General features: G+C 57.2%; 14 protein-coding genes. 6 read left to right on the plus strand and 8 right to left on the minus strand.

What is annotated here, in order from left to right:
* Positions 1 to 8 precede the first annotated feature (8 nt).
* From EKK30_RS08405 to EKK30_RS08425, 5 genes are all read right to left on the minus strand, one after another.
* Complete coding sequence (locus EKK30_RS08405) at positions 9 to 1,208, minus strand: ABC transporter substrate-binding protein (RefSeq protein ID WP_290983140.1); 1,200 nt, start codon at positions 1,206 to 1,208, stop codon at positions 9 to 11.
* Between the two features lie 65 nt (positions 1,209 to 1,273).
* Positions 1,274 to 1,840, minus strand: coding sequence for a cytochrome c (locus tag EKK30_RS08410; RefSeq protein ID WP_290983143.1), 567 nt, complete (start codon positions 1,838 to 1,840; stop codon positions 1,274 to 1,276).
* A 128-nt stretch (positions 1,841 to 1,968) separates the two neighbouring features.
* Positions 1,969 to 3,807, minus strand: coding sequence for a quinoprotein dehydrogenase-associated putative ABC transporter substrate-binding protein (locus tag EKK30_RS08415; protein ID WP_290983146.1), 1,839 nt, complete (start codon positions 3,805 to 3,807; stop codon positions 1,969 to 1,971).
* 97 nt (positions 3,808 to 3,904) lie between these two features.
* Entirely contained in the window at positions 3,905 to 5,785 is a 1,881-nt protein-coding gene (locus EKK30_RS08420) for a PQQ-dependent dehydrogenase, methanol/ethanol family (protein ID WP_290983149.1), read from the minus strand.
* Between the two features lie 458 nt (positions 5,786 to 6,243).
* Positions 6,244 to 7,389, minus strand: a complete 1,146-nt coding sequence (locus tag EKK30_RS08425) for a serine hydrolase (RefSeq protein WP_290983151.1) — start codon at positions 7,387 to 7,389, stop codon at positions 6,244 to 6,246.
* Between the two features lie 137 nt (positions 7,390 to 7,526).
* Between EKK30_RS08425 and EKK30_RS08430 the strand changes: the two genes are divergently transcribed.
* A complete protein-coding gene (locus EKK30_RS08430) occupies positions 7,527 to 8,357 on the plus strand; it encodes a quinoprotein dehydrogenase-associated SoxYZ-like carrier (RefSeq protein ID WP_290983154.1) in 831 nt (276 codons plus the stop codon).
* On the opposite strand, the gene EKK30_RS08435 is transcribed toward EKK30_RS08430, so the two are convergent.
* Together EKK30_RS08435 and EKK30_RS08440 are read right to left on the minus strand one after the other, a co-directional pair.
* Positions 8,323 to 9,078 (minus strand): VWA domain-containing protein, encoded by a 756-nt coding sequence (locus EKK30_RS08435; RefSeq protein WP_290983158.1) that lies wholly within the window; start codon positions 9,076 to 9,078, stop codon positions 8,323 to 8,325. The genes EKK30_RS08430 and EKK30_RS08435 overlap by 35 nt on opposite strands.
* A complete protein-coding gene (locus EKK30_RS08440; protein ID WP_290983161.1) occupies positions 9,075 to 10,184 on the minus strand; it encodes a WD40 repeat domain-containing protein in 1,110 nt (369 codons plus the stop codon). The genes EKK30_RS08435 and EKK30_RS08440 overlap by 4 nt, the downstream gene beginning before the upstream one ends.
* A gap of 194 nt (positions 10,185 to 10,378) precedes the next feature.
* On the opposite strand from EKK30_RS08440, the gene EKK30_RS08445 reads away from it, so the two are divergent.
* Positions 10,379 to 10,897, plus strand: coding sequence for a DUF3617 family protein (locus EKK30_RS08445; protein ID WP_290983163.1), 519 nt, complete (start codon positions 10,379 to 10,381; stop codon positions 10,895 to 10,897).
* A 49-nt stretch (positions 10,898 to 10,946) separates the two neighbouring features.
* Here the strand turns inward: EKK30_RS08445 and EKK30_RS08450 are convergent, their stop codons facing one another.
* Positions 10,947 to 11,564 carry a response regulator transcription factor gene (locus EKK30_RS08450; protein WP_290983166.1) on the minus strand — a complete coding sequence of 206 codons (618 nt, stop codon included), beginning with the start codon at positions 11,562 to 11,564 and terminating at the stop codon, positions 10,947 to 10,949.
* A gap of 108 nt (positions 11,565 to 11,672) precedes the next feature.
* On the opposite strand from EKK30_RS08450, the gene EKK30_RS08455 reads away from it, so the two are divergent.
* From EKK30_RS08455 to EKK30_RS08470, 4 genes are all read left to right on the plus strand, one after another.
* Positions 11,673 to 13,031 carry an ATP-binding protein gene (locus EKK30_RS08455; RefSeq protein ID WP_290983169.1) on the plus strand — a complete coding sequence of 453 codons (1,359 nt, stop codon included), beginning with the start codon at positions 11,673 to 11,675 and terminating at the stop codon, positions 13,029 to 13,031.
* 159 nt (positions 13,032 to 13,190) lie between these two features.
* Positions 13,191 to 13,475, plus strand: coding sequence for a hypothetical protein (locus tag EKK30_RS08460; protein WP_290983173.1), 285 nt, complete (start codon positions 13,191 to 13,193; stop codon positions 13,473 to 13,475).
* A gap of 434 nt (positions 13,476 to 13,909) precedes the next feature.
* Positions 13,910 to 15,808, plus strand: coding sequence for a PQQ-dependent dehydrogenase, methanol/ethanol family (locus tag EKK30_RS08465; RefSeq protein ID WP_290983176.1), 1,899 nt, complete (start codon positions 13,910 to 13,912; stop codon positions 15,806 to 15,808).
* A 137-nt stretch (positions 15,809 to 15,945) separates the two neighbouring features.
* Complete coding sequence (locus EKK30_RS08470) at positions 15,946 to 17,754, plus strand: quinoprotein dehydrogenase-associated putative ABC transporter substrate-binding protein (protein ID WP_290983179.1); 1,809 nt, start codon at positions 15,946 to 15,948, stop codon at positions 17,752 to 17,754.
* The last annotated feature ends 9 nt before the right edge of the window (positions 17,755 to 17,763 follow it).

A 17,763-nucleotide genomic window follows, 5' to 3' on the forward strand; every position in this document is an offset into this window, starting at 1 on the left:
TAAGCTGGTCAGCCTCTCTGTTGACATCTCGATTCCGGCTCGTCGAAACCGAGCGTGTCGGTGAGATACTTGGGATGCAGGAAGCCTTCTTGTGGGGATATCGACACGAGCGCGCGCGGCCCGACGAGCAGAATGGGTTGGCGCAATTGGCGATCCCATCTGCGAAAGTTCATGCCTTGTGATTTAAAGCCGGCCACTTCGAACTTATCCGAAATCAGATACTCTCGCAGCGTTCCCGCGTCGGACGAATTTGTCCGCGTGACCGCCTCCCCGAATATCCGCACGGCAAGCCAAGCCGAATAGTCGCGTTCGGTCATCACGCGGCCCGTTTTTCTCTCGAACCGGTTCTGCATTTGCGTGGCGGCACTCTCTTCGTATGACCGGTGCCACGAAACGGCGATCAGGCCGTGCGTGCCAGCAACAGGACGCGGCTCAAATGTATTGAATAGAAGATAGTCGCCGAAATTCTCTCCGACATCGGCAACGACGATAACATCGTAGTTTCCCAAGTTCTGGGTCAGCACTGGCATCTGTGATTGAATTTGCCGATGCCCGGTATCTGTTCGGCGCGAGCCCGCAACGTACGCATAGAGCTTTTCGCCGACGATCTCCGCGCCAAACCGCTTGGCTGCACGGTGCAACGCATCGGCGTAGTCTTTGTCCTGAGACTGCGCGCCGGATATGAGTCCCCACCTCTTCCAACGCTTCCATATCAGGAACTGCGCGAGTGCATCAGCACGCATCGACCAATCAGGTGGGACGTGGAAGATATTGCGGCGGCACTGGTCATTACGCAGCCGGCCATCGTTCGAACGAATATTCATTATGATCGCGTTATGGGCCTCCGCGATGTCCGCAACTTCCAGGAGATCCGTCGGCTCTAGATCGGCGACGATCAGCGATACGCCAGATTTCAGGATGTTGACGGCGGCGGGTCTAATATCCTCGCTCTCGGGAATGATCGCTTCCACTAGCCTGAAGGTTTGCCCGATCAGCCGCCCCGTCATGTTGTCTTCGACTAGACCTATCCGCGCTCCTTGGATGCCCTTATCAGTGAAGACTTTGTCCACGAGCGACAGAGGCTCGACCTCGGCGTAAGACTTACCGAGGTAAGCTATTTTTACATCCAACGCCGCCCCGGTACTGCCGGCCGGAGCATCATCGCTCCGTACCGGCAAAGTCAACAGAGGCAAAAAAAACGCAAGCATCAGAGCAACACCATTCGCACAAGCATGGCGTATCGAACGGCCGCACCAGCTTCGTCCGCGGCGTATCACCAGTTCCGTCGACCTTTGTTGAGCGAGTGAACGAACGCGATGATCTTCCAAAGTTCATCGTCGTCCTTGATGATCCCCCCGAACGGCGGCATCGGCCCAACGACGCTCTCCTGCCCCTTCCGGCTCAAGCCATAGGTCTTCTGGAGTTCCTGGCTTCCATGGGAAACGAGGCGGAACAGAATGTCGTCGTCGCTGCCGTAAACCCAAGTGTCGTTTGTGAGCGGCGGGCACATGCCGCCACCGCCGCCACCGCCATGGCAGCCGTTGCAGCTATAGGAAAAGTAGAGCTTCTTGCCCTCTTCGATCTTGTCCGCCTGATCCGTGTATGGGTTCTTCATGGTGCCGATCGGATTGGCCTTATCGACGTCCAACGGCGGCTTGTGGGTGACTTCCGTCGGTTTCCTGGCCTTGAACTCTTCGTAGGCTTTCGCAGCGGCAGCCTTTGCTGCGGCTTGCGGGTCATCATCGTCGTCCGCTCGCACGACATGCGTTGAAGCCAGCAGAGCCGCCGCGCACAGCATGAGCGCCGCAGTGAACAGAAAAAACCAATTCCGATTTCTCACGAGCCGATCCTTCCATAGCGAATTGGACTAAGCCAAAATTCCAAGCGATTGATTGCGGTTGACCACCGACAGCATCCATTTAACGTGTTCGCGATTGCCGAAAATTCCCGAAATTCTCTCGGTTCTGCTCAGTTGCTTCCGGCCTGCGTCAGGAGGTTCAGGAGGCTGACGACGGCGGTATTTCCGTTCGATTTCGCCAGATCCTCGGCAGTCAGCCCTTGAGGCGACTTGAAGTTGCGATCGGCCCCCGCTTGAACGAGAAGTCCTACGATCGGCGCGTTGTTGTGTGCTGCAGCGAGCAGGAGTGCGGTCACGCCGGTCGAGGAGACGTCATTGACCTTTGCGCCCTTTGCGATAAGCGCACGCGCCAATTCGAGGGGGCCAGGGTCTCCGGGATTCACCTTTTCGATCCGCGCGACCCCAGCGCCTAGGGTCAGTTCACGATCTTCGGAGCCTGCGATCAGCATCAACGGCGTGAGCTTCGCGTCACCGTCGGACGTCTCGACTTCCGCGCCGGCATCGATCAAAGCGATGGCCGCCTTGTACTTACTTTCGAGTATGGCAAGCGCGAGAGGCGTTACACCCGCAGGCGTTCGCAACTCCAGATCGGCGCCGTTGCCGGCGAGCGCCCGTACCGCTGCTGGTGAATCCCGCAGCACCGCATGTTGCAGAGCCGTGTAGCCATCGCGATCCTTGATGTTGAGATTGGCCTTGCGTGTGACGAGCGCTTCGATCGCCTTGGCATCTTCATTTCTGGCGGCAACATGAAGCGGTGCGTATCCTTCAACGTCGGTCTTGTTGACGTCCGCGCCCTTGTCGATGAGGAATGATACGCGCTCAAGGTCGCCCGCAAGAACGGCGTTGACCAATTCCTGATTGATATCGGCGCCGCTCTTTAGCCAATCTTCTAGGCGCGCGCGATCGACCTTCTGATCTGGAGCCGCCTTGGCGTAAGCTGCGCGAGGGTCGTCGATCGGTCGCGTATATGTCCCGTGAGACGGTAGGTCACCGGCCACGATGCACCGACTGCACTGCACGAGCGGAACGCCATAATCGAGGAGGATCCTCTCGATCTCAGTCCGCTTCGCGTTCAAGGCCAGGTCGAACTTGTATTTCAGAATCCAGTCGATTTTTCGTAAGCCGATTGCGAGGTCAAATTCTAAAGGGACGTCATCTTCATCGAGATTGACGGGCTGAACGACAAGCGGTTCCTTTTTTGTCGTCTTCAGCCAACCCGCAAATGGTCCCCACACTGCAGCGACATCGAGCTTACCGTCGATCACGTCCTGTACTTGGCGCCAAGGCTGGGCTGCCGGATCAAGGTCGGCGTTGTGGCTGACGACGTGGAGCGTAACATTTTCCCGGATGCCCCGCTGCGCGAGAGCCATTCGGATTCCCGACGTCTGGTACGTACCGATCGAGAGGGACTGAAGCTGCGGGTCGTCTAGATTTTTGATTTTGAGTCCGCGATCGCTTCGGTAGGCAAGGACGTAGGTCGTGCGGTAGATCGGTTCAGTTTCGAGCACCCGTTCGAAACCCGCGGGTAGATCGAGCAGGACATCGCAATCGCCGGAATCGAAAGTTTGGCGAGTTATTCCCCGTTCGAGATACGGGCGCCAGAAGTAGGTGACATAGGTCCCCATCTCGGCCGCGACGAGTTCTATGATCTTATTCTCATAGCCTGCGCGGTTGATGTCGGAGAGCGGCAGATTGCCCGGGTCGCCGCAGACGCGCAGACCAGAGACTTGCCGCTGCATCGCCGCTTTCTTGAGAGCGTTGTGATCAGCTGAGGTCAGCGGCATCTGCGCCTCCAAATGCGCCAGTGCCGTATCAAGTCGGAGTTTGTCCTTGTCGTTCGAAGCGTCGTCTGCGGCAAGCGCCCCGCCTGCTACTCCAAGCAAGGCTGCAATGGTTGCCAGACCCATCTCCAGGAACCGCGAGATGGGCGACCGCGCAGTACAAGCCATTTGCACACTCATTGAAATCTTGATTCAGCAGTGAAGATCCTGCGAAGCCGAGACGACACACGGCGCGATCCGTGTGTCGTCTCGCCGGGCGAAACGCCTACTCCATCACTCGGAACGTAAAGAGCGTTCCGGCTTGAGGGATCTTGTCGAGATTAGCCGCCTTGGTCATGGCAGTCGCGCCGATCGCACCGAACTTATCGTTGAGATCCAGACCCGCCGTAACGGGGACGCCAATCCATCCGCCGATACCCGACAAGATCGAGACATACTGCTTGCCGTTGACCTTGTAGGTGATCGGATTGCCGATGATGCCCGAGGCGAGCTTGCGCTCCCACAGCACTTTGCCGGAGTTGCGATCTACCGCGCGGAAGTCACCGCCGAGCGAGCCGTAGAACAGCAGTCCCCCAGCCGTATTTAGCGTGCCGCCCCAATTCGGGTAGGGATCCGGAATTTCCCAGTCTGTCTGGCCGGTAAGCACGTCGAACTTCTTGATCTTGCCGGTGATGCCCGGCTTCTCTGGGAACATGAAAACGTTGGCAAAGACGTAGACCGTGCCCTGCTGGGTATGGCTGCGTTCCTGCGGTTCAAGCTCCATGCACCAATTGTTGGTCGGGCAATAGAATTTGTTCGGTTCCGCCGGATCGACCGAGCAAGGCTGCTGATCCTTGCCGCCCATGGCAGACGGGCATGCATTCACATTGCGCCCGCGTTCGAGAGGCGAGTGTTCGCGCACCTTCACCGGACGGCCGGTCTTAAGATCAATCTTTTCTGCCCAATTCACGGTTACGAACTTGTTGGCACGCAAAAGCGTGCCGTCAGTACGATCGAGAACATAATTGAAGCCATTGCGATCGAAATGGACGAGCGTCTTACGAGCTCTTCCATCGACGTTCATATCGACGAGAATGTTTTCATTGACGCCATCATAGTCCCACTGGTCGAACGGGGTCATTTGGTAGGCAAACACGGCCTCCCCCGTATCAACCTTGCGCCCGAAGATCGTCATCGACCACTTGTTGTCGAACTCGCCCGAGTTGCACTCTTCATGTGTTTTCCTCGAGCAACGATACGATGGGCTCCAAAGACCAGGATTGCCTGTGGAATAGTAGATCATCTTCAATTCGGGATCGTAACTGAACCAGCCCCATGCGGAGCCGCCGCCGATCTTCCAATCGTTGCCCACGTGGGTATGGATGCCGAGGTCTTTGCCCGCGGTCCCAAAGTGAGGATTGGCCTTGTTGGTCTCGGGCGTCAGGCAACCGTCTTTATCAGAGCCGGTTGAATAGCATTTCCAGACCTGCTTGCCGGTCTTGAGGTCGTAGGCGTTCACCCGACCCCGCGCTGCAAATTCATCGCCGCCGAAACCGATAATCACCAGGCCATCAGCGATGAGCGGCGCGTTGGTAATCGTTTCGCCTTTCTCTGGCCAGGCATGCTTCACGACCCAGACTTCCTTGCCCGTCTGTGCATCAAGCGCCACGACGAAGCCGTCGAGCGTGCCAAACACTACTTTTCCGTCCGCATATACCGGTCCTCGATTGACGGTATCGCAGCACGCGCGAGGAACTGCTGTTTCATCGCGATCGGTTTGCTTCACGTAGTTCCAAACTTGCTTGGGATGATCGGGGTCGGAGAGGTCGAGCCCCTGCACGATGTTGCACTTGGACATTTCAGGGCAGCCTGAAACGAAGAACATCATCGGCTTCCCACCAACGTCACTGATGACGACGGGTTGTCCTTCATGCCCCCGCAGCGCGCCGGTCGATTGCGACCACACCATCTGCAATTTGGAAACGTTTTCGGTAGTGATGTCTTTGAGTGCGCTGTGACGCGTCAGGGCGTTGTCTCGTCCGGCAGATGGCCATTGGTTTGGGTCCTGCGCGAGCTTGGTCACCTCGTCATCGGCTAGCGCCGGCACGGATAAGCCGACCAGCGCTGCCAGTATTCCCGCAGCGAGGCGGAACCTGTTCGTCCTCATGGATACTTCCTCCTAGCCTATTTTTTCTCAGTCTCCGCACCCCGCGAAAACTGAGGTGGCTTTCTCGCCGGCCGGCTTCAGGCAACACTTCTTCACCCTCCACGGCTGTGGCGGATTTGAAAGAGCTGCACTGCGAAAGATTAGTCCGGTCTCATTCGTTCGGCCGCGACATGAACTTGCGACCGTGCTGATTTCAGCGCGCAGAAATTAGGGTGCAAAAAATTCCTCAGCCATGGGACGAGTTCCCATAGGTCATAGGAACACTTCCCCTTCACACGCTTGTGATATTGTTACCTTCCGAAATCGCTTCGTATCGATCCCGCGCGCGCAACCATCGGGTGTTTTCGCTTCGCCCACAGGCATGCTGCGCGATTTCCCACCTGTATTGATTAAGAACACGGAAGGCGCACTTCCTTCCTGACAAGGCCATTTTCCCGGGAATGCGCGAAGCCCACCCTTCAGTGTGCGCGAACGAGCTGCGCGATATGTTCCGCTAGCACATCGATATCCTGCACGCCGTCACTATCGGCGAGCAACACGACAGATACCCAGTCAGAGTTCTTGGGCTGAACGATCAGATTGAATGAGGTGTAACCCGATACGGTGCCGCTATGAAAATAGCGATCGACCTCGTCTTTATGTGAAACGAACCAACCTGCGCCATAATAGGTCCATGCATCCACGCGTCCGCTGTCGGAAAACATGACGGCTCGCATGCCGGCGCTCAGCGCATTACCCGCCATAAGCTCGGAATTCCATTTAAAGATGTCGATGACGGTCGAAGCCACATCGCCACTGCCCTTGAGCCAGTCGGGCTGAAAGAAACGAGGACGGCGTCCATAGTGGGGAGTTGCGAGCCCAGCGGCGATATGCGGATCGGCGCGAAATCCGGTGTCACTCAATCCCAAGCGAACGAAGATCTCGTCTTCAAGGATCTGGTGGTAGCTGCGCGTCGAACCAGCGACTGCGAGCTGTTCCATGATTTCCGAAAGCAAGAAGTAGCTTGTGTTCGAATATTCAAAAGACCCCGGATACCCGCTCGGTCGATAGCCTTTGATAGCCGTCAGAAGCTGCCGGGCAGGAACCGCGCCCCATGGGTCCAAATCACGCGGCGGACGCCGTGTGTAGTTCGGAAGATTGGACGTCATGGACAGAAGGTTGCTGATCGTGATGGGTGGTCCACCTTCGAGTTGCCAATCGTGAGCGGCATCGAGAATGTCAGCGACTGGCGTATCCAATTTGATCGTCTCCGAGCGCCCCCGAATACTCGCCCCTTTGTCGATGAGGCGTAACAATGCCGCCGCTGTGAATTGCTTCGTAATAGATCCGACCATGTAGATGGTGCGTGCCGTAGCGGGACGACCTGGCGAGGCGCTGCCGAAGCCATCTGCATACAAGAGCGTTCCTGCGCGGCCGATCGCAACGCTCATGCCTGAGATGGCGGGAGCGCCAGAGTCGGCAGGAGGATTCATGAAGCTGGTGACCAGCTTGCCGGTCTCGATGGCCAAAGAGGTATCAGCTTCCAATGCTTCCGCATCAAGCAAGCCGAGAAGCAACAAGCAGAGGGCAACAGATACCGTCTTGGCCAGCGCTAGACGCATCATCCCTTTCCTCGATCCGGCGAGGTCTATTCGAAAACAGGAATATTTCCCTGTCGAAATCGCAATTGCAACCGGGCCGTTCGAGTTATTCTCGATCGTACGCGGTGCAAGGGGTTTACCCCTAACTCATGGTGTCCGGAATGAATGAGAACGTGCATGGCCGGCGAGTGGTCATTCGAGCGTGTATCGGCCTGATGGCAGCCATTTCGATAGCGAGCGCAGCGCGCGCGGATGACGATCCCTGGCCGGGTCTCAGAAAAGAGCTCTTTCAAGACAGGCCCCTCGCCGAAGACGCCACCATTCAGCTGTTTGCACCCAACCAAGCGGACGATGCTGCCGCAGTACCTGTGGCTATTGCGATTTCGCCCATGATGGTTCCCGGGGCGAAGTCCCTGACATTGATGATCGACCGCAACCCAGTTCCGGTCGCGGCACAATTCACGTTTGGAGATGCTTACCGACGCGGCCCCGACATCGGCGAAAGGACAATCGCGACGCGTATCCGTGTTGACGCCTTCAGTCGCGTGCGCGCGATCTTGGAGACGACCGATGGACGCCTGCACATGGTCTCCAAATTCGTGATAGGATCCGGAGGATGCTCTGCACCGGCATCGAAGGATACTGAAGTCGCGTTGGCGCAACTCGGCAAGGCACGTCTCGTCATACGCCGCGACGACGCCAAGGGCCCGAACTGGCGCGAAGCACGGGTCATGATCAAGCATCCGAACTTCACGGGTATGCAAATGAATAGCAGGACCGGTGACTACACCCCGGCCCGCTTTGTCAACGCCATAGAAGTCAAGCAAGGTCAGGACGTCATCTGGTCTATGGCAGGAGGCATCTCCATTTCCGAGGACCCGAATATTCGCTTCACGTTCGCAGCTGACAGCCTCGCCGATCTCGAGCTCAACGCAAGCGATACGTCGGGAGCGAAATTCAAGGCGACCGGCTCGATATCTCCGCCTTCCTGACGGGGGTCGATTGTTGCGTATGCGACGCCGCCAGTTGGCAAGTCAGCGTTCTACGAAGTGCATCGGCGAGCTCATCCTCACTCTCGACGGCAAGGTATAGGCCACCCGTTTGCTCCGCCAGACAACGAGCTCCAAAAACCGCCCCGAGACCAGCCGCATCACGATGCCTATAGCCGATGACGTGGATCGTCATATCCGCGGCTTTAGCCTTTAGCGCATCTGCCATCTCGCACGGCTTGCCCGCGCAGGTCTCCTCCCCGTCCGTCAGAAGAACGATCACAGCCGGGCTACTTCGATAGTCGAGAACTTCCGCTGCGTCTTTGACCGACTGGGTCAGAGGCGTCCTCCCTGCTGGTTGGACTTTATCGACCTCCGATACGATCAGAGACGCAGCATTCGTCTGCGGCCGAACCTTAAGTTCGATGCTGTCGCACTGATTATACGCGCCCTCACCGTAGATGATGAGCCCCATCCGTCGCGAGCGGGGAATCTCCGGAAGTATCCGATGCAGTGCGCGCTTGACGCGCGCGATATGAGGTTCTTTCGTCGTCAGATCGGTGGTGCCCATCGAACCTGATGCATCGAAGACGAACATCAGATCTTTCATGCATTCGCCGCTCTTGTCTTCGCATCGCGCGACAATGGGGACTGCGGCCATCACGCCCGCCAAGAAGGCGATCACCACCTGCTTTCTCCGAGGCAATGCAATCTGATATTTCATGGTGACGATAACTGCGACACGTCCCAGACTCGGACTTTGCCATCATAGGATGCCGTAACCACCTCCCGTCCGCTCGGCGAAAATTCCGCATCTTCAACCTCCATCAGATGCCCCGCCAGTGTCAGCAGCAGAGCCCCTGAGCGCGCATCCCAGATACGTGCCGTCTTGTCATGCGAGGCGGTGAGAAGATGGGAGCCATCCGGGCTTAAAGCCAAACGCATGACATATCGATCGTGGCCAGCGAAGGTCGCGACGGCAGTGCCTGTCGAGATATCCCAAAGTTTCGCAGTTTTGTCCGTCGAAGCTGAATAGACCTTGTTGCCGGAGCGATCGAAGATGACGCGTAACACGCCGCGCTGGTGTCCTTCGAGCTTTCGGATTAGTTGGCCGGTCGACGCATTCCAGATGCGAACGATCTTGTCGCTCGACGACGTTGCGATTTTCGATCCATCCGGGCTGAAGGTTGCGCTCGTCACCATGCCGGTATGGTCGCCCAATGCAAATCGCAACGCTCCTGTCTTTGCGTTCCAAATCCGCGCGCTCCGGTCGTTTGATGCAGTGACGATAAGCGAGCCGTCAGGGCTGAATTCCAAATCGCCAATGTTCCCCTCGTGGCCTGATAGTTTCAGTAGCTCTTTCCCCGTCGAGGAATCCCATACGCGGGCGGTGGTATCGAGAGAGCCAGTCGCTATACGAGACCCGTCGGGACTGAAGGCAAGAGCTTCAACCATGGCCGTATGACCAACCAGCTCTCCGATCGAAGCGCCTGTCACGCCATTCCAAATCCGCCCGCTCCCGTCGCGCGCAACGGTCACAACAGTTTTGCCATCAGGACTGAACGCCGCATTGCGGACTCCTTCCGCATGCCCCGTTAGCGTTGCGATCTCCACACCCGTCTGCGCATTCCAAAGCTTCGCCGTCTTATCGTTCGAGGCCGTCAAGATGCGCAATCCATCGGGACTGAACCTTGCCACCCAGACATCGCTGGTGTGACCCGACAGGACAAGTCGCGGTCCGGTTGCTGTTTGGCCGTCTGCCAGCAAATGAAAAGGACTTGTGAGCAGAAAACCGACAAAGACCAAACTGAAAGAAAGTGGGCGCAGCATTCGCACGGCTCCCGAGATTGGATCGCGCGGGACAATGAGAAGGTCGACGCACCCTTCACAACGGGAATAATTCCCAAACTTTTCTTCCAGATCATCCAACTATTGCGCCCCGCAACGCGGCGGCCGTAGAGATCGCTCCTACAAAAGCACGCCATTGACGACGACAAGAACAATGTGCCCGTTGGAGGAATTGAATGCGCGACCTAGGTTGGCTCTCTGCATCTCTGTTTATTCTCGGCGTGTCCTCAGGACCGACTTTCGGCGACGTGGCTGCAACGACATTGCCTGAGAGAAAAGCGGGCCTTTGGGAACTCAAAACCCAAATGGATGAGGGCAATGGCCCGAAAGATCAGGTCATGAAGATGTGCATCGATGCGGATATGGAGAAGAATACAGTCATGGGGAGCATCGCTGATCACAAGGCAAATTGCTCCGCCTACAACATCAAGACATCGGGCGGCAGCACAATCGTCGATGCCGACTGTGTTTATAATGGCCGCAAGGTGGTCAGCACGACCAACATGTCGGGCGATTTCCAGTCCACATTCAAAATCACGATCGACAGCACCACGACGGATCCTAAGCAAACGGCTCAGAGCGTCGTCGTGAAACGCACGATCACGCAACTTGGCACCTTTGTCGGTAGCGCCTGTGGCGAGCTCAAACCCGGTGAAGCGGAAGCGCCAGATGGAACGCGTCTACTTGTACAGTGAGCGGTATTGAGAGGTGAGACGCCATCGCTAGCTCAAACCGCGAGGCGTCTCACACGAGTTTCAATTCGACGGCGATGCGTATCATTTCCGATGACGTACGCGCGTTCAGCTTATGGCGGAGCATGGCGCAGTCTCCCGCGACCGTTTTATAAGATACTGCGATGTCGCTCGCGATCTCTGCCATACTCCGGCCCCGGGTGAGCATCCGAAGCACTTGATGCTCTCGATCGCTCAGTAACGCCGAAGTGCCAGGCGCTTTGGCCCGCAGCAATGCGATTTCCTGAATGAGATCATCGGCCATCCAGGGCTCGCCCCGGTCCACCGCGTACACCGCGTCCCTTAAGTCGAAGGGATTGCCATTTTTGCTGACATAACTCTTGGCGCCGCACTCGATTGCTTGAACCGCGATCATCGGGGTATCGCTCATCGAGAAGACGATTACGCGCGCGTCCGGATTGTCACCGACGAATTCGCGCGTGAGTTCGAGACCCGAGCCATCGGGAAGATTTATGTCGACGACCGTCACGTCTGGCAGATGCTCTCGCATTGCCGTGCGCGCCTCGGATGCGGTCCGCACCTCAATCATCGTGACGTTGTCGTCATCTGAAAACAATGCACGGCAACCCGAGATGACAATCGGATGATCCTCGACTACGAGAAGCTTCACGTCAGTCTGCGCTCTCTTTCGCTTCAGATATCTTCGTTGTAACGAGCGAGTTGCGATTATCAATCCCGATCTCACGGGAAAAAATTCCTAACAGAGTGCGAAGGCGTCATGTCGATTCAGTTGCGTCTCAATCTGGCGATTGCGGCCCTATCAGTGATCGGGCTGCTTTGTATGATCGGATTCATTCTGCTGGACGCCAAGCCACGCATGGATGTCGAGAACGCAAGCACCATGCTGCTTACCGAAACGCTTATCCGCTCGGCGCTCGTGCCCATTCGCGAGTCGAACGATCCGAGGCAAGGCCTGACGAGGCTCATCGCCGAGTTGAAACATCTGCGTCATGCCTCGGTGTCACTTGCTTCCCAGAAAGGAGAAGCTGACCCGACGCTCGACGATGGTCTGGAAAGGACATGGTTTTCGGGAGGGAAGTCTCTTCCGGTCGCGCCCTTGAAGATTCCCGTAGAAGCGCGTGGACAGCTCCTCGACACGATTGTCGTCACGCCAAGACCCGGAGACGAGTTCTCGGAACTGCTTGAAGCCATTTTTCGCATATTCCAATGGGGAACGATCGTATCCGCGATCATGCTGTTTCTGACTTGGCTGATCGTCAATCGCTCGCTCCAGCCCGTCCGCGCACTTCGTGATGCGATGCACCGCATGTCCGGGGGTGAATTCGACTTGCGGGTCCCAGAGGTAGGCCCCCCCGAGATCAAGTCCATCTGCGGCAGCCTCAATCTACTGGCCGCTGCGTTGCAGAGATCACAGAAGGACAATCGACGACTGACCGCTAACATGATCTCGATACAAGATGAGGAACGGCGCGACATCGCTCGAGAGCTTCACGATGAACTTGGCCCCTATCTTTTTGCGATGCGCGCAGACGCTTCGCTTCTACGCCGCGAGCTCGAGAAATCAGAAATCGATAGATCGCGAAGCCTTCGCCTCAACGGTCAGATTTCAAGCCATCTCGATCTTCTTCAACAGACGAACCGGCGTGTTCTGGAACGCCTCACACCTGCTGGTTTGGCAGAACTTGGTCTGAGCGGCTCTCTGCAGGCAATGGCCGATATGTGGCAACGGCACAAGAGCGGGGTTGATCTTCAGACATCGATCGACGAGCGCATCGACGATCTGGATGACACACGAAAGCTAACGATTTTTCGAGTTGTCCAAGAGGGTCTGACCAACGCCTTTCGCCACTCTGGCGCGAAAAATATCTCAGTCGTGGTGTCATTCACAAACTCCGACCAACCCCCGAGCCAAACTGCTGTCAATATTTCTATCCGCGATAATGGCAAGGGTCGCGCTGACGGTTCGGAGGGGTTTGGATTGAAGGCGATGCGAGAGCGCGTTAGCGCAATGTCCGGCTCTATGGCCATCGAATCCCAGCGGGAAGGCGGCACGGCACTCTCGGTGACACTACCCGTCGTGGATGCGCTGGCGAGCGTGGAAGCATGTGAAGTTTAGGTAAGTCGCTCATAGCTGCGCGGGAATGCTGCCGTTAGCTTTTCCTGGGAGATCTTCCCGACTTTCTCGGGTCCATGAGAGAGTTCCTCGGGACCAGTTGTCTGCACCGTCGAAAAAGTTTAGCCACCGCCATCATGACTTTTCAGCGGAGAGGAAACAATGCGCCGAACAATTGCGCTGTCGATTGGTCTCGCTTTAACAGTTCAGTCGACGGTCGTCCTGGCAGAGAATGGCTCGAAGAGCCCGCTGAAATTTCAGATGTGCGAAGCGGATGATCCGCAGAAGTGCGCGGAGAACCGCTATCTGCCATGCGGCACCGATCCTGGTGTAGCGGCTTTGATCAGTTGCCAGAAAGATGGCTGGAAGTTCTTCACCTTGGCGAAGGCGAAGTCTGAAGCAGGCGGTCAATGCGGCGCTACAGTTTTCAACGTGACCTGCCAATAGAAAGCGCCCCGCCTGCTATTCGGTTTCCTCCATGAACGTGCCCTAAAGCAGCGCGGGCGCGTAACTGCGGGCCAATCAATTGACGCAACAGCGAGCGCTTACAACGATTGTTCGCTCCACTCTTCCAATGGGAAGGCGGTCAAAAAACATCGGGAATTCATCCCGTGGAAGCAAGCAATTTTGACAACTAGTGTCCCGCCGTCACGCTCGTGGAGGAGTGGTGCGGAATGCGCTTACTTCCATTTTCACATTGCCCTCCGCGTTTCTGGTCAGCGGATCTCCGCCGCGCTGCGATGCGTTCAGGAGAACCGCATGACAGCAATTGATGCAGCGTAATCGGCCTTGCTCGCGTGGCCACGCCTCGGCGTGAGTTGATGCTTCAGCATCAACGGCAGGACAAACGCATGTGTCGAAATGGATGGAGAGGAAAACCCATGAGCTTCAGGAAATCATTCCTGTGGGCGGGCGGCCTTGCGGTGGCGCTTTTATGCGGCGCTGCGTCAGTCCCAAGTTTTGCCAACGAGCAGATCGAGCAAGAAGCAAAGAACCCTGATCTTTGGCCGGCTCCCGGCCGCGATAATCAGCTGACGCGCCATTCCGACCTCAAGGATATCAACCTAGATAACGTCAACAAGCTGCAGATGGCATGGCAGCAATCAACGGGCGCGCTGCGCGGTCACGAAGGCCAGCCGATCGTCGTCATTCATAACGGCAAACCGATGATGTACTTCTCATCGGGTTGCCCCAACATGGCTCAGTGCAATATTCTGCAGGCCCTGGATCTCACCGATCCTGATAATCCTGTTCAGGTCTGGAACTACGTCAAGAAGACGGATCGCGACGAGACGGCCGTGCCGCGCGCATGCTGCGATACCGTCCATCGTGGTGTGAACTATGCCGACAACAAGGTTATCTATCATACGCTCGATGGCTTCATCATTGCGCTCGATGCTTCGACCGGCAAGGAAGTCTGGGTCGTAAAACATGCTTATCCGGAGCATGGCGAGACCATTACCGGTCCGACTCTGGTCGCTGAAGATCTCGTTATCGCCGGCTTCGGCGGCGACGAATTTGCGGCGCGCGGTCGACTGACAGCCTACGATCTCAAGACCGGCAAAGTTCGCTGGAAATGCCATTCGAACGGTCCGGACAAGGACGTCTGTCTGACGCCAGAGACCAATAAGGCGCATCCTGAGTACGGCACCGCCGGCCACGACATTGGCGTCACCAGCTACCCTTCGACGAATGGCGGCGAGTGGAAGATCGGCGGCGGTTCATATTGGGCATGGGGCAGCTACGACCCCAAGCGCAAGCTCGTCTACTGGTCGACCGGTAACCCCGGCCACTGGAGCCCGTCCTATCGTTGCTCGGCCAAAACGCACGACGAGTGCAACGATGGCAAGCACGACAACAAGTGGTCCATGACCATTTTCGCCCGTCACGTCGAGGACGGAACGGTCGCTTGGGCCTATCAGATGACGCCATTCGACCAGTGGGACTATGACGGCGTCAACGAGAACATCCTGGTCGACAACCTTGATGTCGACGGCAAGAAGCAGGACGTGCTCGTTCACTTTGACCGCAACGGCTTCAACTACGTGCTCAACCGTGACGACGGCACGCTGCTGCGCGCCAACAAGTTCGTGACGGTCAACTGGGCCGAGAAGGTCGACCTCAAGACCGGTCGTCCGATCAAGGTCTATGAGCATTCGCCGTTCGAGCGCCACCGCAACGTCCAGGCCTGCCCATCGGCAATGGGCGGCAAGGACCAGCAGCCTTGCTCGGTCGATCCGAAGGAACCCAACAAGTTCTACTGCCCTACCAACAACTGGTGCATGGAAGACGAGCCGCAGGATCGTACGCATACCCAGCAGGGCACGGTGTATGTCTTTGCTAACGTCTACATGTATCCCGAGAAGCCTGGCGTTACTGGCAAGATCAAGAAGTTCGACATCCTGACAGGCAAGGCCGATTGGGAAATTCCGGATCCTTATCCGAACTGGTCGGGCACGCTGAACACTGACGGTGGCCTCATGTTCTATGGTTCGAACGGCGGACAGTTCCGTGCGGTCGACCGCAACACGGGCAAGGTCGTCTGGGAGCGTAAGCTGGCGTCGGGCATCATCGGCAACCCGATCGCGTGGAAGGTCGACGGCAAGGAATACATCTCAGTGTTCGCCGGTCTCGGCGGCTGGATCGGTATCCCGGTCACGGCTGGTCTCGATATGGACGACAAGTTCGGCGCGATCGGTGCGACGGCCATGGCAAAAGCCGCTGGCCTCGACAAGATCCCGCAGGGTGGTGTGCTCACGACCTTCCGCGTCTATCCGTAAAGGTGGACGACACGAACTGGAAGACTGCGGCGTCCGGACCGGCAACGGGCCGGACGCCAAATGTTTTAAGCCCCAGCCTTTTGCTTCGTCTCGCGCCTGCACGGACGCGAGACCAACAAGACCAAAAGAGGTCCGACATGCGTGGCGCCAGAACTCTTCTGACCTTTGGACTACTCACGATTTCAGCGACCGTCGCCTTTGGCCGCGATCTAAGCTACCTCAAATCCAAACCCTTCGATCAGCTGACCTCGGCCGAGTTGTCGGCGGCGAAGGAGGAAGCAAAGAAGCTCAAGCTCACGAACCTTGTGGCCTGCGCTGATCCCGGCAACCTTCCACTCTCCGACAACAAGAAAGAGGGTTTCGAGAACAAGATCGCCGAAGCCGTGGGGCGCAAGCTTGGCGTCGACATCACGTTCTTCTGGCGTCCCTACATCGAACGCGGATTGACTCGCGAAACGTTTGATAATCACGAATGCCAAATCCTGCTGGGCATGCCCACGGATTATCCTGATTTGCTGACGACCGTCCCGGTTTATCGCTCGACCTACGTTCTCGCTTATCGCTCCGACAAGGGGATCAGCGTCAAGAACATGGATGATCCCATCCTGCATCAGCTGAGAATCGGCGTCTTCCAGCAATCGGCGATGCGACAGGTGCTGGCCGAGCACGACATCAAAGAGAAGGTGGATCTGCAGATCATCAGTGTCGACGCCGATCTTGAGCCCGAGCGGCAGCCGTGGCGCCAGGTTCAGCGCGTCGTCGACGGCAATATCGATATGGCTGCGGTCTGGGGACCATTTGCAGGCTGGCTGAAGAAAAAAGGCGCGCCTCTTACCATTGAGCCGGTCAACATGATGGTCGACAACATCCCGCTCGAGTTCTCGCTTGGTTGGGGCGTACAGAACACCGATGTCGTTCTAAAGCTCAAGATCGACATGGCCATGGAAGACGCCAAGGACGAAATCGCGAAGATCCTCGAAGACTACGGGGTCCCCTTGGTCAAATGCTCAAACTGCATCGTCGAGGGAACGTTACCCTCGCGCGGAACACTTCAAGAGCGAGAGGGACAAGCCTACGAGGACCGCTTCATGACGGTCCAGAAGTCTCATGAACATGCCGCAGACGCTTCACCCGATCAGATCGTAACGCGCGAACGCCTCGAGGCGTGGCTCAAGGACGGTGTCGACGTCAATGCCGAGCTCATGAACGCGGTTGTCGGCGCTGACGCCGAGCGGGTGAGGTTCCTCATCGAAAAGGGTGCCGACGTCAACAAGCCGGATCAATTGGGGGCGCTTCCGCTCGGCGCGGCGGCAAGCATCCGGCGCACGGACCTGATGCAGATTCTTCTCGACCACGGGGCGAACGTTGATGCCATTGATAATGACGGTATGACGGCCCTCCAACATGCGATCAACGTCAATCACGTGCCATCGATTCAGATACTTTCACAACACGGCGCCGATCTCGAGAAAGGAACCGAGAAAGGCTACACAGCACTCGAGATTGCCCTGTCGGAAGGTAAATTCTTTGCGGCGAAGGCGCTTATAGATGCAGGCGTCAAAGTCAACGTCGCTCACGGACCAGAGAAGCTGACGCCACTGATGGTCTGCGCGACCCAGCTGCAGCCTCAACAGCGCCTAAGCCAGCTCGCGCGAGGGCCCACACCGCTTGCTCTTGCCGAAGATTTGATCAAGCGAGGAGCGGACGTGAACGCTCAGACCAAAGAGGGCATCACAGCCCTGATGATCGCAGCCGGACAGAACAATGCACCGATGATCGGCCTGCTCCTGCGCGCTGGTGCTGATGCAAAATTGAAGTCATCGACGGGAAAAACCGCCCTCGACATCGCGAATGAAGCGGGCAATGAAGCGGCAACCGGCGCACTCAAGTTCCTCACGAGCGCCGCGCCCGCGCCTTTGAACGATGGGTCGAAGACGACTCAATGAGAACCGGTG

Origin of the sequence: Hyphomicrobium sp. (assembly GCF_003987855.1) — a bacterium.
GTDB lineage: Bacteria > Pseudomonadota > Alphaproteobacteria > Rhizobiales > Hyphomicrobiaceae > Hyphomicrobium_B.

Coding starts and splice junctions, on each gene's coding strand:
- EKK30_RS08405 (WP_290983140.1), bottom strand. CDS start 1,208: ATGCTTGCGTTTTTTTTGCCTCTGTTGACTTTGCCGGTACGGAGCGAT.
- EKK30_RS08415 (WP_290983146.1), bottom strand. CDS start 3,807: ATGGCTTGTACTGCGCGGTCGCCCATCTCGCGGTTCCTGGAGATGGGT.
- EKK30_RS08420 (WP_290983149.1), bottom strand. CDS start 5,785: ATGAGGACGAACAGGTTCCGCCTCGCTGCGGGAATACTGGCAGCGCTG.
- EKK30_RS08425 (WP_290983151.1), bottom strand. CDS start 7,389: ATGATGCGTCTAGCGCTGGCCAAGACGGTATCTGTTGCCCTCTGCTTG.
- EKK30_RS08430 (WP_290983154.1), top strand. CDS start 7,527: ATGAATGAGAACGTGCATGGCCGGCGAGTGGTCATTCGAGCGTGTATC.
- EKK30_RS08435 (WP_290983158.1), bottom strand. CDS start 9,078: ATGAAATATCAGATTGCATTGCCTCGGAGAAAGCAGGTGGTGATCGCC.
- EKK30_RS08440 (WP_290983161.1), bottom strand. CDS start 10,184: ATGCTGCGCCCACTTTCTTTCAGTTTGGTCTTTGTCGGTTTTCTGCTC.
- EKK30_RS08445 (WP_290983163.1), top strand. CDS start 10,379: ATGCGCGACCTAGGTTGGCTCTCTGCATCTCTGTTTATTCTCGGCGTG.
- EKK30_RS08455 (WP_290983169.1), top strand. CDS start 11,673: ATGTCGATTCAGTTGCGTCTCAATCTGGCGATTGCGGCCCTATCAGTG.
- EKK30_RS08460 (WP_290983173.1), top strand. CDS start 13,191: ATGCGCCGAACAATTGCGCTGTCGATTGGTCTCGCTTTAACAGTTCAG.
- EKK30_RS08465 (WP_290983176.1), top strand. CDS start 13,910: ATGAGCTTCAGGAAATCATTCCTGTGGGCGGGCGGCCTTGCGGTGGCG.
- EKK30_RS08470 (WP_290983179.1), top strand. CDS start 15,946: ATGCGTGGCGCCAGAACTCTTCTGACCTTTGGACTACTCACGATTTCA.